The organism is Sphingomonas arabinosi, from assembly GCF_036663715.1.
GTDB lineage: Bacteria > Pseudomonadota > Alphaproteobacteria > Sphingomonadales > Sphingomonadaceae > Sphingomonas.
In genome coordinates this window covers 163,951-189,499 of sequence record NZ_JAXOJN010000003.1, presented here as the reverse complement: position 1 = coordinate 189,499, position 25,549 = coordinate 163,951, and the positions used below count along the sequence as shown (strand labels likewise).

Below are 25,549 nucleotides of genomic sequence, written 5' to 3'. Positions count from 1 at the left end.
CACCCCTCCGAACGTTCTAGGCAAGCTGTAAGCTACTCCGTTGGTCTCAGCACAGTCGTAGAAGCACGGAGCACGAGCCGTGTCGGAACCGCCGCCGCCATCGGCAAAGCGAGATCTTGCGGCAGTGCGATCTGCGCCACTAGCATTGCGATCGCGCGTTCTGCCATGTCCTCCACCGGTAGTTCGATCGTGGAAAGTGCCGGCAGGCACTGTTCGGCCAGCGGAATGTCGTCGAAGCCCAGGATCGACAGGTCCTCGGGCACGCGCAGTCCTTTCGCCTGGATCCAACGAACCGCGCCGATCGCGATCACGTCGGCCGCCGCAAACACGGCAGTCGCTTCGCCTCCGTCCAGCGCCGCCCGCGCCTCGGGTTCGAGATCGGAGGAAAAGGCATTGCCGACGCGAAATGCAAGTTTGCCCTCCGCTCGGATCAGCGCCTCTGCGCCATCGCAGCGATCGCGCATGCTCGCGATATCGGTCGGGCCGGTGATGATCCCGATGCGACGATGCCCGGCATCCAGCAGATGCCGGATCGCAATCCTCCCGGCTTCGACATAGTCGACGCCTACTGTCGCATAGCCGGGCACGGTGCGGTCCAGAACAACCACCGGCGTGCGCGTCAAGACGCCGTTCGACGTATCCTTGTCGCGGATCGGAAACCAGACAATGCCGTCCAATCCGAGATCGACGGCCTTGGCGAGTGCCGCCTGTTCCAGCACTTCATTGCCTTCGGTATCGATCAGGAAGGTCGCATAGCCGCTGGCTCGCGCGGCGCGGAATATCGCCTGCGCCAGGCTTGGGAAGAAGGGGTTGGTCAGATCGGGCACGATCAGCGCAAGCGCCGCCGTGCGCCCCGTCTTCATCGCGCGCGCGGCAACGTTCTGACGATAGCCGATGCGCTGCGCGACCTCCAGGATATGGATGCGCGTCTGCTCGCCGACCGATCCGTTGCCGTTGACGGCATAGGATGCGCTGGCCAGCGATACGCCGGCTTCGCGGGCAAGGTCCTTCAGCGTCGGGCGGCGTCCGCTCGGGGTATCGGGCAATCCTTACTCCGCTTTCTGCGTCAGCAATATGGGCGACAGCTCCAGCACGATCAGCCGGGTTGGCTCGCCCACGACGAAATTGTTGTCGTTCACCAGCAGAATGTGGTCGCGCGAGCCGGGCATCCACGCCATTCCTTCCAGATTGCCCAGGCTATCCCCGGGCAGCGTATCGAAATCGAGTAGCAATTGCTTGACCGCGATCCCAGCCTCCCGGTCCTTCAGGCTGTCGACGCCAGCCACATCGTCGGCGGAGGTGAAATCGGCAAGATAGAGCCGGCAGTGAAAGGCAAAACGTCCGTCCGCATTTCGCGCGCCTGATCGTTCCAGAACCAGCATCCGCCGATCATCGATCGCGAGTATCTCGGTCACGCCATTATCCGCGTTGCCGCCATGCTGCGATGGAGGCGCGGCGTCCAGGCGATAGGCGAATTGCTGCACAGCCTTGCCTGGCGCCATCCGCGTGAAGCGTACCAGCGGCGCATTGCCTGCACGGGCAGGACTGCCATCTTCGATGAGCGGTGCCTCCATCGACAGCCACAGTGCGCCGTCCGGCGTGTAGGTCATCCCCTCCAGCGTGCCATTGTCGCGGATGCCGCGCTTGCCCGCTGGATCGAGGACCAGATTTGCCGGAAGGGCGACGGTGTCGAGTAGCCGCCCTCGCCGATCGCTCCTGTGCAACGCGGGGCCGAAACCATCACGGACATCGCCCTCGCTCGTCCACAGCACCGACCGGCCGTCCGGGGCGATACGGATCGATTCCGGGTCGACGGCCTGCCGCCCGGTGCCGGCTTTGGGGAAGGTCGCGCCGCCGGCATCGCGCAGGACCACGCGCCGCCCCTTGTCGATCCGCCAACCACTCGCCTGGCGTTCGATCCGCACCGTGTAGAAGCGGGCTGGCGCGTGGTCCGATCGATCGTCGCTCAGCAATAGCCAGCGGCGTTTGCGGTGATCATAGTCGATCCCCGAAATGCCGCCAAAGGCCGCGTCGAACACACCCGGATCGAGCGTTACCTGATCGACGCGCTCGACTAGTGCCTGTGCCGTGGCAGGGGAGGCGCCACCGATCGCCAGCAACGCCGCCGCGATGAGGCCACGCCTCCAATGCGCCATCAGAACTTCGCCCGCAGAGACACGGTGTACGTCCGCGGCGCGCCCAGGAAATAGCGATCGAGCGTGATCGCCGGCAGGCTGAATTCGGGCTGGGTGATGGTGGAACTGGACACCGAGCCGATATACGCCTTGTCGAACAGGTTATCGACATTGAACTGCATGGTCAGGCCGCTCAGCGGGCCCAGGTCGCGCATCGTATAGCTCGCACCCGCGCTGGCCACGGCATAGCCCGGGATATGCTCCACCCCTATCTCGCGGAAGGTGGTGGCCGCGAGCAGGTGCCCGCCGACGCGGTCTCCGACATATCTGACATTCGCGTGGATCCGCGCTCCTTCCACCGGTTTCACGCCGATCTCGCCATAGGCGCTGTGGCGGGGGATGTTGCGTACCCGCTCGCCTGCGATCACGCCTACCGAAGCGAGTTCCGCTCGCTGTGCCGAACCGACGGCCGCATCGTCGTGTCGCGCGTCCTGATAGCTGTAGCTCGCGTAGAAATCGACCGGGCCCATATCGCCCAGCGCCGTTGCTTCGATGCCGCGCGTCCACTGCCCCGCGATGTTCGCCGCGCGCGTGGCGACGTTGCCGCGGATGATCTCCTCAGGATCGGTCACTGTCGGATCGTTGGGCACGATGCCGATATTGTTCTTGAGATCCACCGAATAGGCCTGGAGCGAGAGGGCCAGCCGGCCGGTGGTATAGCGGACGCCCAGATCGATATTCTCCGACTGGATCGGATCGAGCGAGCCCGGGCTGATCGCGGCAGTGGAGCCCAGGAACGCGTCCTCCGGGATGCCCGCGAAATTCTTGGCATAGCCGCCAAAGACTTCGATGCCGCGCGTCGGTGTCAGCGTGAAGCCGATCTTGGGATTGACGGGTGAATCCTGCGTGAAGTTGAGCCGGGCGTTATATTCCAGCGGCGAGCGCACCTTATAGCGCACGTTCAGCCAGTTGATCCCGGCATCGACACGAAGCAGCCCTGGCACCAGGTCGATCGAGTCCTGCGCGTAGAGCATCAACGTCTCGATCCCGGCCCAGCGCCGATATTCGACATAGTTCAGCGCGTTACGATCGTAGCTGATACCGGCGGCCGGATTGGGGATGCGGAAGAAACGGCGCTCCTCGCTCGAATCCCCGCCTTCCCACCAGCCGCCGATACGGATGCGATTGCGGGCCAGCACCTCGTCCAGCTTCAGTTCGGCGGTGACGCCATAGCGATCGCGGTCGCGGGGCGTGACTCGCATATCGGCGGGTCCGCCGACCATATTGCTGTTGCGCAGCGTCGTCAGCGCCGGGCGGATCGCGCCGCCATTCGCGTTATAGCCGGTGACGGCATAGGGGTTGCCGCCTGCCAGCGATCGCGCACGATCCTGATAGCGGAAGGATTCGCCGCGGAGCGTTTGGTAATAGGGATTTACCGTCAGCAGTACCTTGGAATTCAGCTGCCACCCGGCATTGAGATAGGCCATCACGTCCTCGCGCGAGCCGCCCAGCGCGGCACCGAAATCCAGGTCGCGCGCGGGAATGCCGGTCAGTACGTCGCTCGCGCGGTCCGAACGTTTGTCGGCGCGGAATTCGGCAAGCGAGATGATGTTGAAGTCATTGTCTTTTTGATCGTTCCAGCTGACACGCGCCTTCAGGAATGAACCGTCGTCGAAATTCTGGACAATCTTCAGTTCGGCATGGTCACGCTTCGAATGGCGGTTGTCCGGGCCGGTCCAGACATCATTTTCCTGTGTTGAGAAACTGGCATAGGCGGAGAGACCGTTGGCGATCTCGCCGGTGTCGACACGGAAATAGCTGCGCCAGAATTCATAGGAGCCGTAGCCGGCCTCCACTGTCGCGCTGGGCGTCCGCGATGGGTCATCGGTAGCGAAATCCACGAAGCCGCCGAGCGCAAAGCGTGACGGCGCCCCCAGATCGCCCGCACTTTGTGACACGGTGATGCGGCGGATATTGCTCGATTCGATGAAGCGCTGCGGCGGCGATCCGCCGTTGAACCGCGCGTCGCCCGTCGGAATGCCGTCCAGCGTGAAGCCCACCTGCTCCTTGTTCAACCCGCGCATCGCGAACTCGAACGAGAAGCTGCCCCCGCGCGCATCGCCGGTCGTCACCTGAACACCAGGAATCTTGTTCAAGCTTTGGGTGATATCGGCACCGAAGGGACGCTCATCGATATCCTCACGTCCCAAAACCGCCACTGCACGACTTTCTCCGTGCCCGACGCGCGCGGCCGTCACTACGATATCGTCTCCTGGCACATCGGCCCGGATGCCCTGCGCCCAGGCATTACTTAGCGTGAGCGCCACCACCCCCACGCCCAAAAGGAAACGAGACGATATTGATGCAAACGACCGAAACTTCGTCATGTAGGCAACCCTCGAAAGTTGAACGACGTGTCCTTCGCACAGCCTTGTGACTGTTTAGTGAAACGTTTCACTAAGGGGGCAATACATCGACGATGACTGGTTTTTAACCGCGTCGTGTACCTTTAGTGACCGCATTCAGCCTTCACGCGGCAGGGAGGCTTCATCGATGCGTCCCACAGTGACTGGGCTCGGCATCCATGCCCATCGGGCGGGAGAACCAAGAGTCAGGGACGCACCGGAGCACATGCGCGCTAACATTCAGCGCCGTCGACGGCCGTCGGGCTTTAGGCGCTGGGCGAGATGTCGCACAGATAAACGGACGTCTTGCCGGCTGGGCAGAGAGGCTTGTCATCGTCTCGACAATCCAGCGTCCGTCGGTCTTCTGGGTCAACTATACTCCAGGCTGACCTACAGCTAGCGCCGAAAACCTAGCCGCTGATGCATGGCGAAATCAGCCAGCTAGCTGCCATCAGTCTGTCGAACAGGTTGAAGGCGCTTGCTCGGAAAGCCCGCGTTGCGGTGGTGCATACTGAAAAACGCACAGTTAATGCCGTATCGTAACATGCACGTCACAAGTTTCACGCATTCAACCTTTAGCCGAAAAGCGGCGAGTGGGGGCGTAATGTGTTAGATCTTGGATGGTTGCCGACGTTCGTCACCGTAACGGCCTGATACGAACGGCAAAGTTTGTTAGGAACTAAGCTTGTGGCTGCGATACAGCGGTATGCAGCAGATCTTGATATTATCGAAGAGTAGTTAGATCGTGCGCTAGGATCGGCGTCAAATCGCACCAAAACTGCCGTGTAACTAAATAAGATACACCAAATCTCAAACTCATGGGGTTCGGGGCACGAAGTCACACGTCTAGAGCCCAGCTCGCGAAGTGTCACCGGCCTATAGCAACGGGGAAAACCGAACAGTGATTCGCAATTCAAAGCATGTCGGCCGCATGACGCACCTTTTACTCGGAAGCGCGATCGCTGCACTATCCGTGGCGCCCACTGCCGCCCAAACCGGACCGGCTCCAGTCGGCCAGGAGACCGAGACGGGTGAGGAGATCGTCGTCTCTGGTTATCGTCGCAGCCTTGAAGAAGCGATCGACATGAAGCGCAACACGATCGGTTTTTCCGACTCGATCATCGCCACCGATATCGCCGATTTTCCTGAGCAGAACCTCTCTGAGGCGCTGCAGCGCGTGCCTGGCGTAACGATCGAGCGCGAAAGGGGCCTTGGCACGCGCGTCAACATCCGCGGCCTGCCGAGCGAATTCACCTTCGTGTCGATCAACAAGCTGGCGACGGCCTCGGGCTCCGGTGGACGTGATGTCGAGTTCGACATCTTCGCGTCCGAACTGATCCAGTCGGTCACGGTGCAGAAGTCGCCGGTAGCGGCGGACGAGGAGGGCGGCATCGCCGGCTCCGTGCTGATCCGTACCGCGCGGCCGTTCGACAACGCCGGGCTGCGCGTGGTGGGCAGCGCGGACGGCGCGTACAACTCGATCTCCGAGAAGATCGATCCCAATTTCTCGTTTCTCGCCAGCAACACCTTCGGCGACTTCGGCGTGCTGGTCTCGGTCGCCAAGCAGCAGCGCACCAACCGCACCGATTCCAACTCGGGCATCAACTTCCGCCCGATCGCGCGCTGGACCGACCGTACCGGCACCGTCTACCGCAACCAGGCGATCGCCGTGCTGCAGCGCGACGCCGGCATCACCTTCGCCAACGCCGACAAGAACAAGATCGTCTTCCTCGATAAGGTCGGCGACCGCGTCTACCAGAACGATCAGGATCGCCTCGGTCTGTCGGGTTCGGTGCAATACAAGCCGAGCGACAATTTTAATATTGCCTTCGACGCGTTCCTCGGCTCGTACGATACGACCGAGGATGAATATGATGCCGCCGGTTATGCGGCGTCGAGCAACTCGACGCTCGAGACGATCCACGAGTTCGACGCCACGACGCTGGCCGACAGCGGCATCGTCGTGCTCCGGGATGTCTCGTACACCAACACGCAGCATGAATTCCTGAGCAAGGAATATATCAACGAGACCGACTATCGCCAGTTCGGCGGCGAAATGAACTGGACGACGGGGAACTGGAAGATCAATGCGCTGGGCGGTTATTCCGGCGCGAAGAAAACACTGGACTACGCCAACCTGAAGCACGTCGCCTACGCCCCGTCGCGCACGCGCTACACCGAGAATGGCGGCGAGACGATCCCGAGCGCCAATCCGCGTACGATCGACATGTACAATGCGCCGAACGCCTATCTGTTCGAAGCATATGAGACCACGCGCGAGCAGATCAAGGACGACAAATACGCCGCGCAGATCGATCTGAGCTACCAGTTTGAGTCTTTGGTGCTCAAACGCTTCAATTTCGGTGGTCGCTACACCGACAAGAGCAACGAGCGCGAATATGGCGAGGAGAAGATCCAGGGCCCGACGCGCGGCAGCAGCGCCTATGTCAATGTCCGTAAACTTGGCGACAGCCCACTCGAGAACGTGACCGACATCACAGGCGGCAAGAGCTATCAGGCACGCGATCTTAGCTGGGCGCAGGTTTCCAACGCCTATGCCCGCGACTTCTTCCGGCCCGACGGGTTCGTCACGCCGTTCAGCGACGCCAATTATTACAAGGTCCAGGAAGAGACGATCGCCGGTTATGCGATGGTCGACCTCGAATTCAACGTGGCCGTGCCGGTGTTCGTCAATTTCGGTGGCCGCTATCTGCGCACCAGCATCCATTCGGAAGGCTTCCAGCAGGTCCAGAACCCGAACGGCTCGATCGGGCTGACGCCCGCGCCGGTGTCCAGCGACGGCAAGTATGAAAAGTTCCTGCCGTCGTTCAACGCGCATGCCGAGCTGACCGACAGCCTGTTCCTGCGCGCCGCTGCCTCGAAAACGCTGATCCGTCCGGCGTTGACCGATCTCGCTTACAAACGGATCGCGAGCATCGGCAATTTTCGCTACACCGATGGCAATCCGGGGCTGGAGCCCACATTGGCCGACCAGTGGGAAGTCGGCGTCGAGAAATATCTCCCCCGCGGCGGTATTCTAGCGGCTTCCTACTTCTGGAAAGAGATCAAGGGCGTGGTGCAGAGCCAGCTGACCGGTGTGGTGCCTGGCGTGACGGTCTACAACGCCAACGGTTCGGTCAACGGCGTCTATGAGTTCGACGTCTACCAGCCCGTCAACGCCGAGGGGTCTTACAAAGTCAGCGGCGTCGAGGTGAACGCGGTGATCCCGTTCGGCATGTTTGCGGACTGGGCGGACGGCTTCGGCATCAACGCCAACGCCACCTTCCTCGACAGTTCGCTCACCGGTGAGTCCGACCTCGGCATCGATACCTCGCCGATCGGTCTTGCTGACAAAACGTACAATGCCACGGTCTTCTACGACAAGGGGCCGCTTTCGCTGCGCGTCTCATACAACCGCAAAGGCGCCTATGTGGAGCGGATCGAGCGTAACATGTATCCGGTGTACCGCGATGCGTACGGTCAGTTCGACGTTGCCGCCAGCTATCAGGTGACGCGCAACTTCCGCGTCGAGCTGCAAGGCATCAACGTCGGGAACGCGAAGACCACCGGCTATACGATGGATCCGTCCTTCCCAACGACTTACGAATCCTCAGGTAGCCGCATCAGCCTGGGAATCCGCGCGCAGCTCTGATCCTCGACAGGCCCCGCCACTGGCGGGGCCTGTCACGTAATATCCAGTTCCGCAGTATCCGCATGATCTCGCATATCGCCCTTGCCGCGCTGCGCGCCGCGTCCTTTCAGCCGGCGGTTGCCCAGCGGGCAGCACCCGATCTGTCGCACGCGGCGCGGGGCGATGTGTGCGGACCCGGCGGCGCGCGGGGGCTGCCCGGTGACATGCGGCAGGCCTATCGTCCGCTCTCCACCAAAGGCAAAGTGCGTAACGTCATTCTGCTGATCGGCGATGACAGGGGGGTGATTCCGAGACCACGATCGCGTGCAACTATGCCGAGGACGCTGGCGGTCATTTCAAGGGCATCGAGGCACTGGCCTCACTGGCCAATAGCGGAACCTCTGCAACCGCATGGGCCTCGGGGGTCAAGAGAATCATAACCGCCCTCCCAATTCGAAGTCAGAAAATGAATGAGCGTCTAGTTTCAGGAACGGGCAACTGGACATCGAATGTGCACGACGATTTGTAGTCACAACCCGCTAACTCATCGGTAGAGGTGTGAGAAGTATTGACCCATCATCATTGACGACCATGCGAATAGGAAAGCTCTGTTGAACAGCGTCGATGAACTGCTGCGAGTCGGATGTACCAAAACGTCCTCCGACGCGTAGTGCGGCAAGGCGATTGTCGCCGAGAACTATCGGGGCGCGTCGGTATCGGTTGAATTCCGCGATGGCTTGTTCGAGGGTATCGCCGTCAAGTTCAATCACACCTTCTTGCCAGGCAGTCCGTTGTCGGATGATGGCTTCGCCCAGATGGTTCGTTTCCGCGACCCCACCGCGGATCGCGGCGCCGTAGCCCGCCGCCACAGTGCGCAGCATCCTGGCGCCATCGCTGATGCCGACCAGGCCACGGGAAACGGTCAGTTCAACAAGTTCGGCGCGGATCCGCACGTTGAATGCGGTGCCCAGCACGCGGAGCAGGCTGCCGCCGACCTGTACGTAGAAGGGGCGTTCCGCGTCATGCGCGACGTCGAACATTGCCTCGCCCTGCAACAGGCGGACGACGCGGCGGCTGGTTTCGAAGGCAACCGCGATGACCGTGCTGGTGTTCAGATCGATCCGGCTGCCGTCGGCGAGCGATACCGAGCGGCGCGTGCCGATATCGGTGGTGTAACGTTCGTCGCGCGATCCGAGTGCGAGCGTCGTCGCGATACCGCCAACCGCGCTCGCAGCGAGCAAGCCGGCCAGCAGCGTACGTCGATGCGTCGGTTCGGCGATCCAGTGTCCGGTCGGGTGCGAACTTTCGCGCACGGCGTCGCCTTGCGGAGCGACTGCGCGCAGCCGACCTGCCGTCTCCCACGCACTTTCGGCTCGGGCGAGGGCGATCGCGTGGAGATGGCTCTGTCCCGCCCAATCCATCGCGATCCGTTCGCGCGCGGGATCCGGGGTCGATGAAAGGCTAGCGACTAGGCGCGCCGCCTCCGCGTCGATCTGGCATCTCTTCGTGTCCGCGGTCGTATCGTTCAACGGCAACTTCCTCGCGGTCCCTGATCGCCTGCATAATGCGGGTGATCGCCTTGGTCAGGTGCTTTTCGACTGTAGAAACGGACAGACCCAACTCTTCCGCTATCTCGCCCATCGACCGATCGTGCACGCGCCGCAAAAGGAACACGCGGCGGCATTGCGGGGGCAGCGTGTCGACGATCACTTTCAGCCGGCGGAGTTCGTCGCGCGCATGAAGCCCGGCCTCGACGCTGTTGTCGACGTGAAGGAGATCGAGATCGGCGACGACGTCGAACGAGACGATCTTGTCGCGCCGCGCGATGTCGATGATCAGGTTGCGTGCGATCTGGAACAGGAACGCACGGCCGCGGTCGATCCGCGCAAAATCGGCGCAGGCATAGGCGCGCGCCATCGTCTCGGCGGCAAGATCCTCGACATCGTCATGGTTGCGGACGATCCGCCGTAACCGCGCGAGCAGCGTCGGTTCGTGCGGCAGCACGACGGTCTTGAACCAGGTATATCGATCGATATCGGCAGCCACGACGCACTCCCGGGCGTTCGAGTTGCCTCTCCTAAAAGCGTCTTCGATCCGTAACAAACCACGGTAGCATCGCGCTGTCCAGTGTGGGGACATGCGTCAAACGCCCCACGACATTCCGAAAATTTCGTGAACGACGAGTGGCGGGTTTTTATCGGCAACTCGTTTGAAGGGGCAGGACGCTACGGATCGGGGGATCTTCGCCACATGCCAGCCTTCTCTATTGTCGCACGCAGCCTGGCCGGTTGCGTCGTCATCGTCGCCGTGCCGAACACCGCGCTGGCCAAGCCGCAAGAGGTCAGCTTCAAGATCGCCGAACAACCCGTCCAAGCCGCGCTCGCGCAGTTCTCACAGCAATCCGGGCTGCGGCTCTTGTATCCTTACGAACAGATCGTCGGGCTGCGGTCGCAAGGCGTCACCGGCGCGATGCTGCCACGCGACGCGCTCACTCGGTTGATCCGCGGAACGCCGTTGAAGATCGTCGTGATCAAGGACGGCTATGTCGCGTTGCGCGCCGACAAGGCTGCACTCCGCCCGGTCGCGCTGACTGCGGCGATGACGCGTCCGATGACGGGGCAGACGCCGCAACGCCGCGACACCGCGCCGGCGCCAGTCGCGCCGCCGGAGGCTGAAGTCCAGGAGAATGCCGGCAGCGATATCGTCGTCACCGGATCGCGGGGGCAGCCGCGGACGGTCGCGGACAGCCCGACGCCGATCGACGTCATCGGCGGCGCGGATCTGCAACGCACCGGACGGTCGGGCGTGCTCGCCGCGCTCAACACGCTGATCCCGTCGTTCAACCTGCCGTCGCGCGCCGGCGGCGGCACGTCCACGGTGATCTCGACCGGCGGCCTGCGCGGACTGAACCCGGACCAGACGCTGATCCTGGTCAACGGCAAGCGGCGCCACAAGACGTCGCTGATCAACGCGGTGTCGACCTATTACAACGGATCGGTGCCAGCCGACCTCGACATGATCCCGACGGCGGCGGTCGATCATATCGAGGTGCTGCGCGACGGTGCCGCGGCGCAATACGGTTCGGACGCGATCGCCGGCGTCATCAACATCATCCTGAAGAAGTCGAGCGGCGGCTTCGCGACCGCCAGCGCAGGCCAGAACATGGACCGCAGCGATGGCGAACTCTATCGCGCCGAGTTCGATATCGGCACGAAGCTGGGCGAGGACGGCTTCCTCAACGTCGCGGTCGGCGCCAAGAAACAGCTCGCCTCGAACCGCGCCGAGCCGATCGCGTCGACGATCCGCCTTTATCCTTTGGTCGCCGGCCAGCTAGATCCGCGCGAGGCGACGATCGACCGGCAAGTGACCTCAAACTACGGGGCGATGCCGCAGGAGAGCATCAGCGGCAGCTACAATGCGGGCTATGACCTGGGCGACGTCACGCTCTACTCGTTCGGCACGTACGGCCAGCGCAAGTCCGACCTGAACTACACCTACCGCCCGGCAACCAACGCCAACTCGCTGCCGGGCGTCTACCCGAACGGCTTCTATCCCCGCGTCGTGATCGCCGAGGAGGATTACGAGTTCGCGGTCGGCGCGAAGGGCATCGTCGCCGGCTGGCACTGGGATTTCAGCAGCACGCTCGGCAAGAACCGTTCGCGGCAGAATGCCGACAACACGATCAACGCATCGCTCGGGCCGACCAGCCAGACCGAATTCTATGTCGGTACACTGGTGTCGAAGGAAGCGGTCAATTCGCTCGACCTGACGCGCGGCTACAAGGTCGGCGGCGGCAACCTCCAGGTTTCGACCGGTATCCAGCACCGGATCGAGAGCTATCAGATCAAGCAGGGCGAACCCGCAAGCTATGCGGCGGGGACGTACACGAGCAGCCTCGGCCGGCCATCGCCCGGCGCTTCGGGCGCGGCCGGGTTCACGCCCGACGATGCAGGCTTCATCAAGCGCAACAACTTCGCAGGCTATCTCGACGTCGCGTACGATCCGACGCGCGACATCACGATCGGCGGCGCGGTTCGGTATGAGCATTATGACGACGAGAGCGGCGATACGCTGATCGCAAAGCTGAACGCGCGCTATGCGATCACGCCATGGGTGGCGTTGCGCGGTGCGGTGAGCACGGGGTTCCGCGCGCCGGCGCTCGCGCAGCAGATCTATGCGTCGACGACGGGGCAGTTCCGCAATCTCGGCAATCCGCCGGTGCTGAACCTGTTGCAGATCAAGACACTGCCGGTCGGATCGCCTGCCGCGATCGCGCTGGGGGCCGAGCCGCTGACACCTGAGAAATCGACCAACTTCAGCGGCGGGATCGTCCTGCAACCGCTGGAGCGACTGACGGTAACGATCGACGGCTATCAGATCAAGGTGAAGGACCGGATCGCGATCACCAGCACGCTGACCGGCTCGGCGGTGTCGGCGATCCTGATCGCGAACGGCCAGTCGCCCGATATCAGCGCGCAATATTACACCAACGCGATCGACACGCGGACGCGCGGCATCGACGTGGTCGCGACCTATCGCCACCCGCTGTTCGACGTGGCGAACCTGTCGTGGAACCTCGGCTACAACTACAACAAGACGATCATCACCAGGGTGAAGGATAACCCGGCGGCGCTGGCGTCGCTCGGCGCGGACTACGTGCTGTTCGACCGGCTTTCGCGGAGCAACCTGACGGTCAATCTGCCGCGCACCAAGCTGTTCATCGGCAACGTCGCGACCGCGGGCGACTTTTCGTTGAGCACGCGCGTCGTCCGGTACGGCGGGTTCAAATCTTATGGCAACGCGGTCGTCAGCGATCGATCGTTCGGTGCGAAGTGGATCACCGATCTCGAATTCGCGTGGCAGGCGACCAAGGCGCTGAACCTCGCGGTCGGCGCGAACAACCTGTTCAACACCTATCCCGACCGAAACGACACCGCGACCAACGTCAACACCGGTGCGGGCTTCTATTCCACCGGCGGCGCCTACGGGTTCACCGGCGGCTTCTATTACGGCCGCGTGTCGGTCGAGTTCTGAGGATGAGCATGCGCAACCTTATGATCGTGAGTGCCGTGATCGCGGCTGGCCTGATGGCACCCGCCGCGACCTCCAAGACGCCCGTCGCGAAAGGCGGCGAGATCCTGTGGGACAGCTTCGGCGTGCCGCATGTCTATGCGAAGACGGAGGCGGGGATCTTCCACGGCTTCGGCTATGCACAGGCACAGAGCCACGGCAATCTGCTGCTGCATCTGTACGGCGAGGCGCGTGCGCGGGCGGCGGAATATTGGGGCGACAAATACGCGGCGTCGGACAAATGGCTGGTCGCCAACGACGTACCCGAGCGATCGGCGCGCTGGTATGCGCAGCAGACGCCGCAGTTCCGCGCCGACCTCGATGCGTTCGCAGCCGGCATCAACGCCTATGCCGAGGCGCACCGCGAGACGCTCGATCCGACCGTATTGCAAGTGCTGCCGATCCGCGGCGTCGACGTCATGGCGCACGCGCACCGTCTGATGAACTACGTCTATATCGCGTCGGAACAGAAGGTGCTGGCGAACCCCGAGGCGAATGAGGCGGGTGGATCGAACGCCTGGGCGGTCGCGCCATCGCGCTCGGCGAGCGGCAAGACCTTGTTGCTGGCCAACCCGCATCTACCCTGGTCGCCGAGCCTGCTGACCTATTACGAGGCGCATCTGAACGGGCCGGGGCTATCGTTGTACGGTGCGACGCAGGTCGGGCTGCCGATCCTGCGTTTCGGGTTCAACGACCAGTTGGGGTTCACCAACACGGTCAACACGATCCTCGGCTTTACCGCGTATAATTTGAAGCTGGCGGACGGCGGGTATAGTTTCGATGGCAAGACGTTGCCGTTCAAGACGATGGGCAAAAGCTTCAAGGTGCGCCAGCCCGACGGTACGCTGAAGACGGTCGCGTTCGAGCAACGATCGAGCGTGCAGGGGCCGGTGTTCGCGACGCCCGACGGGCGCATGATCGCGCTGAAGGTCGCCGGGCTCGACCGGCCGGGCGTGCTCTCGCAATATTACGATATGGGTCGCGCGCGGGACTGGGCTCAGTTTCAAAAGGCGGTGAGGCGGGTCGAGGTGCCGATGTTCAACATCGTCTACGGCGACCGGGCAGGGCACATCCTGTACCTCGACAACGGGATCCTGCCGAAGCATCCGGACGGCGATTTCAAGACATGGTCGCGACCGGTGGCGGGTGATACGTCGAAGACCTTGTGGACCGACGTGCACGGCTATGACGATCTGCCCAAGGTGCTCGATCCGGCATCGGGCTTCGTCCAGAACGCGAACGATCCGCCCTGGGTGTCGACATGGCCGCAGGCGCTCGATCCCGGGAAATTCCCTGCTTACGTCGCGGTGCGCGGGCCGATGAGCCAGCGTGCGCAGATGTCGGTCAAGCTGCTCGCCGAGGGGCCGAAGATCAGCTTCGACGATTTCGTTGCGAAGAAGCTCACGACACGGTCGTTGATGGCGGACCGGCTGCTGCCCGAACTGGTGCCGCTGGCCGAGGCGAGCGACGATCCTGAACTCAAAAGCGCGGCGGCGTTGCTTAAGGGGTGGGATCACCGGTTCGAGCCAGACGCTCGGGGCGCGCTGTTGTTCGAGACCTGGGCGCTGCTGTTCTCACCGACCAACTTCACGACGCTCAAGAACTACCGCGAGACATGGTCGGCGGAGCGGCCGCTCGAGACGCCGACGGGGCTGAAGGATCCGGCGGCGGCGCTGGCGATGCTGAAAGCGGCGGTGGCCAAGACGCGGACCCTGTACGGTGCGGTCGATCGGCCGTTCGGCGAGGTCTCGCGCTTCCATCTGGGGGCGGTCGACCTGCCGGGGAATGGTGGGTTCGGGAATACCGGCGTGTTCCGGACGATGACCTGGGGACCGATGAAGAACGGCCAGCGCACGCCGCTCCACGGCGAGACCTGGGTGTCGATGGTCGAGTTCGGGACGCCGATGAAGGCGGTCGGGCTGATGAGCTACGGCAATTCGAGCCAGCCTGGATCGAAGCATGGATCCGACCAGCTTTCCTACCTCGCGAACAAGACGTTCCGGACGCTTTGGACGACCCGCGCGGAAGTCGAGAAGCATGTCGAAGAGACGACCAAATTCTGAACCTGGGGAGACGTTCGATGACGAAATTCTGGATGGCGGCAGTATTGGCCGCGATGACGGCGACCCCGGCGATGGCGAAGGACACGCATAGCGGTACCTGGGTCTCGAACGAGGCGAAGAGTTACTGGAGCGACGGCAAGTTCCCCAAGGGGTTCAAGCTGACGATCGAGATGAAGTTCGAACCGAACAAGCTGGTCTATCACGCGGTCAACACGACCCGGCCCGAGACGCCCTACATCAACGATTTCGTCGCGACGCTCGACGACAGCGTTAGCCCGATGGACAATCCGCGCTTCAACGAAATCCGCATCAAGCCGCTCGATGAGGACACGTTGCAGGTGCTCGAGCAGAAGAACGGCGATGTCATCGTCGGGCAATATTGGCGGTTCGCCAAGGACGGCAAGTCGCTGGTCCGGTGGGGTATCGGCAAGGCGCCGGACGGCAAGTCGAAGGCGTTCCTCGAATGGTTCGATCGGGTGAAATGATGCGGAATATCGTTGCCGTTCTGCTTGCCGCGCCGCTGATTATCGGCGCGGCGCCTGACTCGAAAACTGTACGCGCGGTGCATGAGCGTGCGATCGTGCTCGATACGCATTTCGATACGCCCGCCAATCTCGGGCGCGCGGGGTGGAGCATCATGGACCGCCATGACGTCGCGGTGACGGGCGACCAGGTCGACTATCCCCGACTGGTGGAGGGCGGTGTCGATGGCGGGTTCTTCGCGATCTATATCGGGCAGGGGCCGCGGACGCCCAAGGGCGACCGGGCGGCGCGCGATGCCGGGCTGGTTCGCGCGGTGCAGATCCGCGAGATGGTCGCAGGCCATCCGACTGTGTTCCGGCTGGTGACGACGTCGGCGGAGGCGCGCGCGGCGGTCGCGGGCGGCAAGCGGTTCGTGTTCATGAGCATGGAGAACGGTTATCCGTTCGAGGCCGACCTGACGCTGATGCGGACGTTCCAGCGGCTCGGCGTGACGATGATGAGCCCGGCGCATTTCAAGCACAACGACCTCGCCGACAGCGCCACCGACAAGCCCGAATGGAACGGGCTGAGCGACAAGGGGCGCGCGTTCGTCGCGGAGGCGAACCGGTTGGGGATCGTGATCGACGCATCGCACAGCTCGGATCTGTCGCTGCGCCAGATGATCGCGCTGTCGAAGGCGCCGATCATCCTGTCGCATTCGGGCGTGCGGGCGATCTTCGATCATCCGCGCAACGCGACCGACGCGGACCTGCGGCTGCTCGCGGCGAAGGGGGGCGTGGTGCAGGTCAATGCGTTCAACGGCTACATGGTGCCGCAGCCGAAGATCGCTGAGCGTGACGCGGCGATGAAGACGCTGATGACCGGCATCGATTTCGAGAAGATGACCGACGCGGATCGCCGGAAACTGGTCGCGGGGCGCAAGGAGATCGACGCGAAATGGCCGGTGCCGAAGGCGCATTTCGACGACGTGATGAAGCATCTGCTCCACGCGATCGCGGTGGCCGGGATCGATCATGTCGGGATGAGCGGCGATTTCGATGGTGGCGGCGGGGTCGAGGGGTTCGATGATGTCACGGACTATCCGAAGATCACCGCGGCGTTGCTCGCGCACGGGTTCAGCGCGGCGGATGTGGCGAAGGTTTGGGGCGGCAACGCGCTCCGCGTGCTCGACGAGGCGCAGCGACTGGCCGAACCGGGCGTGAAGCCGGCGATACCCGTGACGTCGTGATCGCAAGGCCGGCGAGCCGTAGAATGGCCGTCGCGGATTGAATTAGGGGGAGGGGACCGGGACGCCGTTAGACGGTGGCCGGTCGGTCTGAAGGCACTCAACGGTCGGTTCGCCGACCCAGAAGGGAGCCTTTCGCATTGACCAACGCCCGTTATTCCGCCGGTACCGCCCTCGTTCTGCTGATGGCCGTCGCTGCCCCCGTGACCGCGTGGGCGCAGGCGACCGCCGAGCCGCAGGTGACGGAAGAAACGACCGATGACATCGTCGTCAGCGGACGTCGCATCTCGCAGGCGGACGAGGCGGTCGGGCAGGACCGGATCACCAGCACGGTGGCGGTCACGCGCGAGGCTCTGCTGTCTGCGCCATCGGGCATCTCCGGCCTCAAGATGCTGGAGTCGCTGCCGGGTTTCAACGTCCAGACCGACGGGGCGCTCGGCCTCTACGAGTTCGGCAACAGCGTGCAGGTGCGCGCGTTCAACCTCGACCAGATCGGCTTCATCGTCGACGGCATCCCCACCGGGCGCAGCGACGCATTCGGCGGCAGCCCGATCTTCCGCTATGTGGACAACGAGAATCTGGGCGTGGTCGAGGCTTCGCCGGGCGCCGGCGGGGTGACGATGCCGAGCTATTCCTCGCTCGGACCGATCGTCAATTACCGCTCGATCGAACCGCAGGAGGAGCTCGGCGTGTTCGCGTCGCAGAGCTTCGGCGATTTCGACATGAAGCGAACGTTCGTGCGCGTCAGCACGGGGCGGGTCGGACCACTAAAAGCCTATGTCAGCCGCACGAAGCTCGATACCGATCTGTGGCGCGGGGCAGGATCGGTCGACCGCGAGCATTGGGAGGCGATGGCGCACGTCGATCTCGGCGGGACGAGCTGGGCGCGATTCAAGTTCGTCGCCAACGACTTCTTCGATTACGATTCCCCTTCGCTGACGCGCGCGGAATACAACTCCACGACGCCCGATCTCGGCGGCAATGTCGGGCGGTATCGCGGCTATCTCGGCACGGTGCCGGTCTACGCGCCGGTCGTCGGCGGTCCGCAATATTCGAACGCCAACTATACCTATGTCTCGAACCTCGCGATCAACGTGCGCAAGGACAAATTGTACGGCGCGACCTTCCACGCCGGGATCGCCGACAATGTCTACGCCGAGACGACGCTCTATTGGGAGGACAAGGACGGCTATGGCGTGTCGCCCGACAGCTACGCCAACTCGCTCACCCGGTATCGCCAGCAATCGGCGGTCGGCCTTGCGCTGACCGCACCGCGCGGCACGCAGTTCGGCGTGTCGGGCGTCGGCGGCGACCGGATCGGCATCGTCCAGTCGATCCACGCCGATGTCAGCCGCCATGCGCTCGACGCGGGGATCTGGGCGGAGCAGGACAAATATCAGCGCACGCAGCTTCGCTACAACACCGTCGGCGGCTCGCCTGCCGCCGATCCGATCTACAGCGAGCCAGTCTATCTGCGTCGCGACTACCGCACCGAACGCCAGACGACGCAGCTCTATATTCGCGACCGGATCGCGCTGACCGACAGCTTCAGCCTCGATCTCGGCAACAAGATGCTCGATCTCGATTACCAGCATCGCGGCTATCGCGACTTCAACGATTACGCGCGGGTTGTGAACGGCGTTGCGGTCGCCGGCTGGGGCCCGCAGTATAACCGCGCGCACTATTCGGACTATTTCCTCCCGACCGCGGGCATGTTGTTCAAGCTGCCCGATGGTCGCTCGCAGCTGTTTGCCTCCTATGCCGAGAACATGGCGCTACCAAAGGGGATGGATGACGTCTTCTCGGTGTCTTATGCGAGCTCGGCGGCGCTGGTCGCGGCCCCGGCACCAGAGCGCTCGAAGAATGTCGAGCTGGGCGTCCGGACCACGCAGTCGCAGTTCTTCGCGTCGCTGACCGGATATTACACCAAGTTCGACGATCGCATCCAGTCGATCACCTCGATCCTGCCGGGTACGAGCAACGTCACCGAGACCTTCTACCAGAATGTCGGTGGCGTGGAGGCGTATGGCGCCGAGCTGCTCGCGAACTTCAAGCCGACCGCACTGCGTGGGTTCGCCTATTTCAACGCGAACGTGACGTACAACCACGCGCAGTTCCAAGACGATATCGTCGCCAACCTGACGCTCACCTATCGGACCGCAGGCAAGTTCCTGCCCGACAGCGCGAAGTGGATCGTGTCGGGTGGCGTCACCGTCGAGCCGTCGCCGTGGCTGGTCGCCAATCTGACCGCGAAATACACCAGCAAGCGCTTCTCGACGTTCGACAACAGCGCTGGGTCGTCGGTGCCGGGCTTCACGGTATTTTCGGCCTATGCCGATATCGGCGACGGCTTCTCGCTCGGACCGATCAAGAACGCGAAGATCCGCGTCAACGTCGACAATCTGTTCGACAAGGACATACTCTCGTTCATCTCGCCCGCGATTACCGGCGATGGTCTGTTCCGCCCCCTGAGCCCGCGCACCGTACAGCTCAGCCTGTCGGTCGATCTTTGATCTCTGTCTCCAGCGAGGATTTTGCCATGACCGACCAGACTTCTCTCACTGACGAAACCCGTGACGACCTGCTCGACCGGGGGTATTCGCGGCGACAACTCGCACGGGTCGGTGCGATATTCGGCGCAGGGGCGGTGGCGGCGACGCTCGGACGTCCGGCTTGGGCATCGGCAGGCGTGCCCGACCCCGCACCGACCGCAAAGGTGCGGATCGGGTCGAACGAATGCTGGACCGGACCGCTTCTCCCTGGCCAGCGCGCCGCGCAGAAGATCATCGCGAACAGCAATCGTTACGCACCGCAGGACGAGCGCAACGATTTCCTGAAAGCGGTGATGGCGGTGGAGGGCGTGCCGTACGACCATATCGCGCCGTGGCCGGGCTCGAGCGATCCGCTGTCGCGCGCGATCGTCAGCTTCTGTTCGCCGCAGCGGGGGCTGGTGACCGCCGACCCCACGTTCGAGCTTGCCGGGCGGACGGCGGACTGGCTCGGCGCGCCGGTGAAGCGCGTGCCGCTGACCGCCGAGTATGCGCATGACGTGCGAGCGATGCTGGCGGCGGATCCGAACGCGGGGCTGTATTATATCTGCACGCCCAACAATCCGACGGGGACGATCACGCCGATCGCCGACATCGAATGGTTGATCGCCAACAAGCCGGCGGGCTCGGTGGTGCTGGTGGACGAGGCTTATACGCATTTCGCGGGCGTTCCCGTGGCGTCGCCGCTGGTGACGGCAGGGCGCGACGTGATCGTGCTCCGGACCTTCTCGAAGATCTTCGGGATGGCGGGCATGCGGATGGGCTTCACGATGGCGCGACCGGATATCCTGGCGAAGATGATCCGCTATGACGGCGGGATGCAGTCGGGTGCCTTGCCGTTGCCGTCGCTGGCGTGCGCCACGGCGAGCCTGACCGCCGCGCCGCTGATCGCCGCGCGCCGCGCCGAGATGGTCCAGGCGCGGGGCATCGCGCTCGATCACCTGCGCGCTCGGGGAATCACCGTTAAACCGACCAATGCGAACATGGTCATGATCGATTGGAAGACGCGCCCGGCAAAGGACGTGCAGGCGGCGTTTCGTGCGCAGAGCGTCGAGATCGGACGGTCGTGGCCGATCTGGCCGACGGTTTCGCGCGTCACGGTCGGCTCGACGGCGGAAATGAAGGCGTTCTGTATGGCGCTGGACAAGGTGCTGACCTGAATTACATCATGCGTCGACACATAACGGTATGCCCTCCGTGCGGTCGATGCGCCACGACGAAAGGTCGCCTTCGACAAAGTTATCAATCGGCCTTTCGTTTTGCACTGCTAAGGGCCGAAGTTCTTGGCAGTGCCTCCTGAATTCAGCCAACGAATCAGCATGAACGAGTGGCCGAACGTGGGAGACGTGGAAGGGCACATGAACGTCCGCTTCTCGGTCCGTGGCGAGACGCGGCATGTTCGATGCCATCCCTCATTGACGGCATCCCGCCTCTAAGGCCATCGCGTTTCCATGACCAAAAGCAAGGGACGCACCGGCGCACACGCGCGCGCCAATATCCAGCCTGCACCGACAGCCGCCGAGCTTGATGCAGCAACGCGGGAGGTCGCGCAGATCGAGGGGCGGCTTGCCGGCCTGGCGTCCGGGCACCCATCGGTTAAGATATGGAAAGCCCGTCTTCGTTCAGCGCAGGGCGTGATCGCTCGCGCACCCCGCGAGTAAGAGTCGACTGAGCGAGCTATCGCGACTGGTCGCCTTGGGTGAGCGGGCACTGCGGCGGTGCACCGCCTATCAACCCCTTGTACTCGCTCACGGAGCCAGCGAAGATCGGGCAATCAGCACCGGGAGCGTCCATCATGCGTCGTCGAACTTTCATTGCCGCCTTGCCAGGGGCGGCATTGCTACCGGGCATAAGCATGGCGCAGGGCGGGCAGGCCGGACGCGGGGTAGCAGGTAAGCAAGGTGTCCCGGGACCCGGACAGGGCGGCGCGCCCCAGCCGGCGACTGCCACGTTGCCGCCGCGCTGGATGGCGGGCGAGGACCGCTTCCTTCGTCCCGACGTAGCAGCGGGGGACCGTCCGGTCGGCGCGAGTTTCGCCTCGCGAACCGCCGCGTACGGCATCAACGGGGCTGTGGGGACCGCGCATCCGCTGGCGACGCAGGCCGGGATCGACATCCTGCGGCGGGGCGGATCGGCGGTCGACGCCGCGATCGCGATCAACGCCTGCCTCGGTTTCCTCGAGCCGACGTCGAGTGGCATCGGCGGCGACGCCTATGCCATGATCTGGGATCTGAAGCAGCGCAAGGTCGTCGGGCTGGCCGGATCGGGCGCGTCGCCGCGGGGCCTGAGCCTGGAAACGGTGCGGTCGCGCGCACGCGGCGGCGCGCTGCCGCCGCTGGGCGCCGTGTCCGTATCGGTGCCTGTGTCGGCAAAGGCGCGGGCAGCGGCCAGCCGAATGCCGCGCGCAGCGCCGGTGACGGCAAGATTCCGGGGCGCGATCGCCGCGAACGATGGCACGGTCACGTGTCGATGCTCGCCATCGAGGCGTCTGGATAGCGTGTCACATTGACTGCGCCGGGGAGTATGATCCCATCGATGCAGGCAAGATCGGCATCGCTCAGTTCGCACACCTTCGGCAGCATCCGATCCTCGACATCCCGGCTCCACAGCGAATATTCGGTCTGCGGCGCGGTAATGGGGTGCAGGTCATGGGCACTGCGGATGGCCGCGGGGGACCGTGCCGGAAAGCGGGAACTCCCCCCAATGAAAAGGGCGGCAGGTCGATGACCCGCCGCCCCAGATATCGGTCCCGAAGGATCGATTACATGTCGATGGTCAGACCGACGAACAGGTAGCGGCCGATGGCCTCGTAGATACCCGGATAGGTGTTGCCGTTACCGAACGAACCGATTGGCGATGCCGTCGCGCTCAGGATCGGCGGCGTCTTGTCGAGGATGTTGTTCACGCCCATGCGGTAGGTGAACTTGTCGGCAACCCGCACCGTTGCGGCCAGATCGAAGTAGTTCTGCGCCTTGACGCGGGCGTCGTTGACGAAGAACGGACCGGCCAGATCGCTGTCGCTGCTGGTGCGCTCGAACTTCGTCGCCGACAGGTACCGCCAGTTACCCGACAGACCGATGCCGTTCGGCGTGGTCAGCGATAGGCGGGCCTGGTGACGCCACTTGGACATCGGATAGCCGCACTGTGCGCCGTACAGGCCCGCGCAATCGAACTTCGCACCGACCTTGTCCGACGTGAACTTGTCCACATAGGTGCCGTTGAACGAAAGGCCGATCGTGCCGATGCTGTCCGAACGATAGGTATAACCCGCCGACGTCTCGATGCCCTGCGTCGTCAGCGTACCCGCATTGACGTTGGTATTGACGATGTAGCCGGCATTGCCCTGCCACAGCGAGCCGTTGGCATCACGGTTGATCGCGCCGCAGAACTGCTGGTCGGCGGTCTGGAGGCACTGTGCGATGATCGTGTCGGAACCGATGGTACCGATCCGATCCTTCAGCTTGATCCGGAAGCCGTCGACCGACAGGTTGAAGCCCGGCAGGAACGACGGACGCAGGATCACGCCAGCCGTGACCGTGTCGGCCTTTTCGGGACGAAGGTTCGTGTTGCCGCCCAGCAGGCCGTTATACTGCTCCGAGGGATTGGCTGCGATCAGGCCGAAGCGGTTCGCAGGAACGCCGGTGAGCGCGCACTGTGCCGCGGTGTTGCCGTTGACCAGGCCGCCGACTGCGGCGCCTGCGCACGGATCCGTCGCACCGTCCAGCTGGACCGACTGCTGTGCGAACAATTCCTGCGTGTTCGGGGCACGAACCGCACGGTTGTAGCCGCCACGGAAGCGAATGTCCGAGATTGGCGCCCAGACCAGTTCGCCCTTGTACGAGCTTGCCGAACCGGCCGTGCTGTAGCTCGAGTAACGGTAGCCGCCGTTGACGGTCAGTTCGTTGAAGAACGGACGATCGCTGACGAGCGGCACCTGGATTTCGCCGAACGCTTCCTTGACGTTGTAGCTGCCGCGGATCGGCAACGTCGCGCCGCCCTGGCCGGCCAGATCGCCGCTCAGGAACGCGTTGTCGACTTCGAGGCTCAGCGACTCCTTGCGATACTCACCACCGACGTTCAGCGCGATGCCTTCGCTCGCAAACGGCGACTGGACGCCGTATTCGGCACCCTTGAAGGTGAACGATCCGTTGAGAACCGTTTCCTTGTTCTCGCCTGACTGGAAGCCCGGCGTCTGGACATAGTTCAGTGCTGCAGAGCTGATGCCAGCCGAACCGAAGATGTTCAACGGGACGCAGTTCGGATCGGTACCGTCGACGACCGAGCGGCAGACTGCCTGGCCGAGCGTTGCCGAGCCGGGACGCGTATCGGCAATGGCATCGAGCGCACGGGTGGTACGCGAAACCGAGAATTCGTTGCGGTACACCTCGTTGAACACGGTGCTGCCGAACTGGCCATAGGCCTCGTACGAAATCCCCTTGTCGAGATTGCCGCTTGCACCGGCAACGAAGCGGTACTGCGTGTGGCGAAGATCGGCCTGACGACCGCCGCCCTCGACGTTGCGACGGCCGATGCGGACTTTCGCCTGCTGATACTGCGAACCGTCCGGGTTGGTCAGATTGACGACGTTGCCGTTCGCGTCCCGCACCAGGTTGCTGTCGCGGAAGAAGGTCGCTTGCTGTGCAGCGGACAGGAACGGGTTGTTGCTGTTCAGGACCGACGTGTTGTTGAAGTCACCCGACGGTGCGATCTGCGCCACCGAACGATCGTCCATGAACATGAAATCGGCGTACGGCTTGAACGCGTCGCTGACTTCATATTTTGCGAGGAAGCCGGCGGTGTAGCGCTTATCCGGGCGCTGATAATAGTTCAGCGGGTTGGCGTTATACAGGGTCGTACCTGGGACGAGCTGGCCAGCGGAATCCAGCGTGTAGCCGGTTGGTGGTCCACCCTCGGTAGCGTCGCCGAGCGAGAAGTTTGCGGGAAATGCAGTTGCAGATCCGCCGCAGACATAATCGTTGCCGACATTGCCTGTCGGTGCGTTCAGGCCGCACGCGCTGTAGTCACGCGAACCCTGCAGGATCGCGCCGATCTTGCGATAGCCGCCATAGCCGACGATATGCCCGCGGCCGTCGCTGGTGCCGACGCCAACCTTGAAGTTGATGTCGAACTGCGTTCCGTCGAACGACTGACCGGTCGGAGCGGGAAAGCCGGCTGCGGTGTTCAGCGCCTTGAAGCGGTCGCTTCGGTTGTTGTGGTTGTAGATGCCGCCCGATGTGTCGACGCTGAAACCCTCGTAATCGGTATCGAGCACGAAGTTGACGACGCCGGCGATGGCATCCGAACCATAGACCGAGCCCGCGCCGCCGGTCAGGACGTCGACGCGCTTGATCAGCGATGCCGGGATCATGTTGACGTCGGCAGCGGCGCTGGCGGTGCTGCTCGACGACGGGTTGCCCGGCATCAGGCGGCGGCCGTTGATCAGCACCAGCGTGCGCGATTCGCCGAGGTTGCGAAGGTTGATCGTCGCGGTCCCGGTCGAACCGTTGGACACCGACGAATTCTGCGCAGCGAATGCAGACGGAAGACTGTTCAGCACGTCCTCGATACGAGTCGCGCCGCGCAGCTTGATGTCTGCTGCGTTGACGACCGTCACGGGGCTGGCCGACGTCAGGTTCGGGTTCGAGATACGCGAACCGGTAACGACGATGTCACCACCCTCGGCCGTCCCTGCTGCGGCAGGATCCTGGCTCGGTGTGTTTGAAATCGCAGGCGTCGTCGCTGCTGCGCCGTCATCGCTCGTCGTGCCCTGAGGCGCGGGTGCCGGTGCGGTCTGTGCAATGGCAGGCAGTGCAACAACCGCGCCCGCGATCATGGTCGATGCCAGCAGGCAATCTCGAAGCATGTGGTTTCGCATCGTTCTAATTGGTCCCTTTTCGGTATCGGCGAATTTTTCGCCAGACACGATCGTTGGGCGATCGCATGACCGCCGTCGGCGGCGAATTCGCAAAGCGGACACCGATTGTCCAA

Annotated in this window: 15 protein-coding genes; 9 read left to right on the top strand and 6 right to left on the bottom strand. The window is 63.4% G+C overall.

What is annotated here, in order from left to right:
• Positions 1-32: 32 nt before the first annotated feature.
• Genes U1708_RS06550 through U1708_RS06540 form a run of 3 tightly spaced genes read right to left on the bottom strand, consistent with a single transcriptional unit; the run spans position 33 to position 4,522 of the window.
• The gene (locus U1708_RS06550) at positions 33-1,046 is read right to left on the bottom strand and encodes a LacI family DNA-binding transcriptional regulator (protein ID WP_332743943.1); all 1,014 of its coding nucleotides are present in this window, start codon (positions 1,044-1,046) and stop codon (positions 33-35) included.
• 3 nt (positions 1,047-1,049) lie between these two features.
• A complete protein-coding gene (locus U1708_RS06545; RefSeq protein ID WP_332743941.1) occupies positions 1,050-2,156 on the bottom strand; it encodes an esterase-like activity of phytase family protein in 1,107 nt (368 codons plus the stop codon).
• Positions 2,156-4,522 carry a TonB-dependent receptor gene (locus tag U1708_RS06540; protein ID WP_332743940.1) on the bottom strand — a complete coding sequence of 789 codons (2,367 nt, stop codon included), beginning with the start codon at positions 4,520-4,522 and terminating at the stop codon, positions 2,156-2,158. Before U1708_RS06540 ends, U1708_RS06545 begins: the two co-directional genes overlap by 1 nt.
• Before the next feature lie 919 nt (positions 4,523-5,441).
• Between U1708_RS06540 and U1708_RS06535 the strand changes: the two genes are divergently transcribed.
• Positions 5,442-8,192 (top strand): TonB-dependent receptor, encoded by a 2,751-nt coding sequence (locus U1708_RS06535; protein ID WP_332743938.1) that lies wholly within the window; start codon positions 5,442-5,444, stop codon positions 8,190-8,192.
• 518 nt (positions 8,193-8,710) lie between these two features.
• On the opposite strand, the gene U1708_RS06530 is transcribed toward U1708_RS06535, so the two are convergent.
• Together U1708_RS06530 and U1708_RS06525 are read right to left on the bottom strand one after the other, a co-directional pair.
• Positions 8,711-9,412, bottom strand: coding sequence for a FecR family protein (locus U1708_RS06530; RefSeq protein ID WP_332743936.1), 702 nt, complete (start codon positions 9,410-9,412; stop codon positions 8,711-8,713).
• A gap of 220 nt (positions 9,413-9,632) precedes the next feature.
• A complete protein-coding gene (locus tag U1708_RS06525; protein ID WP_332743934.1) occupies positions 9,633-10,217 on the bottom strand; it encodes an RNA polymerase sigma factor in 585 nt (194 codons plus the stop codon).
• A 204-nt stretch (positions 10,218-10,421) separates the two neighbouring features.
• Between U1708_RS06525 and U1708_RS06520 the strand changes: the two genes are divergently transcribed.
• The 8 genes from U1708_RS06520 (at position 10,422) to U1708_RS06485 (ending at position 22,070) form a co-directional block, all read left to right on the top strand.
• Complete coding sequence (locus U1708_RS06520; protein WP_332743932.1) at positions 10,422-13,205, top strand: TonB-dependent receptor domain-containing protein; 2,784 nt, start codon at positions 10,422-10,424, stop codon at positions 13,203-13,205.
• Positions 13,206-13,213: 8 nt separating this feature from the next.
• Positions 13,214-15,304, top strand: a complete 2,091-nt coding sequence (locus U1708_RS06515) for a penicillin acylase family protein (RefSeq protein WP_332743930.1) — start codon at positions 13,214-13,216, stop codon at positions 15,302-15,304.
• A gap of 17 nt (positions 15,305-15,321) precedes the next feature.
• On the top strand, positions 15,322-15,789 hold the full coding sequence (locus tag U1708_RS06510; RefSeq protein ID WP_332743928.1) for a hypothetical protein: 468 nt from the start codon (positions 15,322-15,324) through the stop codon (positions 15,787-15,789).
• Positions 15,789-17,015 carry a dipeptidase gene (locus tag U1708_RS06505; RefSeq protein WP_332743926.1) on the top strand — a complete coding sequence of 409 codons (1,227 nt, stop codon included), beginning with the start codon at positions 15,789-15,791 and terminating at the stop codon, positions 17,013-17,015. The genes U1708_RS06510 and U1708_RS06505 overlap by 1 nt, the downstream gene beginning before the upstream one ends.
• 182 nt (positions 17,016-17,197) lie before the next feature.
• Complete coding sequence (locus U1708_RS06500; protein WP_332744541.1) at positions 17,198-19,525, top strand: TonB-dependent receptor; 2,328 nt, start codon at positions 17,198-17,200, stop codon at positions 19,523-19,525.
• Between the two features lie 26 nt (positions 19,526-19,551).
• Positions 19,552-20,721 (top strand): pyridoxal phosphate-dependent aminotransferase, encoded by a 1,170-nt coding sequence (locus U1708_RS06495; RefSeq protein ID WP_332743924.1) that lies wholly within the window; start codon positions 19,552-19,554, stop codon positions 20,719-20,721.
• A 291-nt stretch (positions 20,722-21,012) separates the two neighbouring features.
• Positions 21,013-21,222, top strand: a complete 210-nt coding sequence (locus U1708_RS06490) for a hypothetical protein (protein WP_332743922.1) — start codon at positions 21,013-21,015, stop codon at positions 21,220-21,222.
• Positions 21,223-21,356: 134 nt separating this feature from the next.
• Positions 21,357-22,070 (top strand): gamma-glutamyltransferase, encoded by a 714-nt coding sequence (locus tag U1708_RS06485; protein ID WP_332743920.1) that lies wholly within the window; start codon positions 21,357-21,359, stop codon positions 22,068-22,070.
• Between the two features lie 252 nt (positions 22,071-22,322).
• Here the strand turns inward: U1708_RS06485 and U1708_RS06480 are convergent, their stop codons facing one another.
• Positions 22,323-25,424, bottom strand: coding sequence for a TonB-dependent receptor plug domain-containing protein (locus tag U1708_RS06480; RefSeq protein WP_332743918.1), 3,102 nt, complete (start codon positions 25,422-25,424; stop codon positions 22,323-22,325).
• Positions 25,425-25,549 lie beyond the last annotated feature (125 nt).

What these genes read in the sequence shown, in the direction of transcription:
- U1708_RS06545 (WP_332743941.1), bottom strand. Translation starts at nt 2,156, where the DNA reads ATGGCGCATTGGAGGCGTGGCCTCATCGCGGCGGCGTTGCTGGCGATC.
- U1708_RS06540 (WP_332743940.1), bottom strand. Translation starts at nt 4,522, where the DNA reads ATGACGAAGTTTCGGTCGTTTGCATCAATATCGTCTCGTTTCCTTTTG.
- U1708_RS06520 (WP_332743932.1), top strand. Translation starts at nt 10,422, where the DNA reads ATGCCAGCCTTCTCTATTGTCGCACGCAGCCTGGCCGGTTGCGTCGTC.
- U1708_RS06515 (WP_332743930.1), top strand. Translation starts at nt 13,214, where the DNA reads ATGCGCAACCTTATGATCGTGAGTGCCGTGATCGCGGCTGGCCTGATG.
- U1708_RS06510 (WP_332743928.1), top strand. Translation starts at nt 15,322, where the DNA reads ATGACGAAATTCTGGATGGCGGCAGTATTGGCCGCGATGACGGCGACC.
- U1708_RS06505 (WP_332743926.1), top strand. Translation starts at nt 15,789, where the DNA reads ATGCGGAATATCGTTGCCGTTCTGCTTGCCGCGCCGCTGATTATCGGC.
- U1708_RS06500 (WP_332744541.1), top strand. Translation starts at nt 17,198, where the DNA reads ATGGCCGTCGCTGCCCCCGTGACCGCGTGGGCGCAGGCGACCGCCGAG.
- U1708_RS06495 (WP_332743924.1), top strand. Translation starts at nt 19,552, where the DNA reads ATGACCGACCAGACTTCTCTCACTGACGAAACCCGTGACGACCTGCTC.
- U1708_RS06490 (WP_332743922.1), top strand. Translation starts at nt 21,013, where the DNA reads ATGACCAAAAGCAAGGGACGCACCGGCGCACACGCGCGCGCCAATATC.
- U1708_RS06485 (WP_332743920.1), top strand. Translation starts at nt 21,357, where the DNA reads ATGCGTCGTCGAACTTTCATTGCCGCCTTGCCAGGGGCGGCATTGCTA.
- U1708_RS06480 (WP_332743918.1), bottom strand. Translation starts at nt 25,424, where the DNA reads ATGCTTCGAGATTGCCTGCTGGCATCGACCATGATCGCGGGCGCGGTT.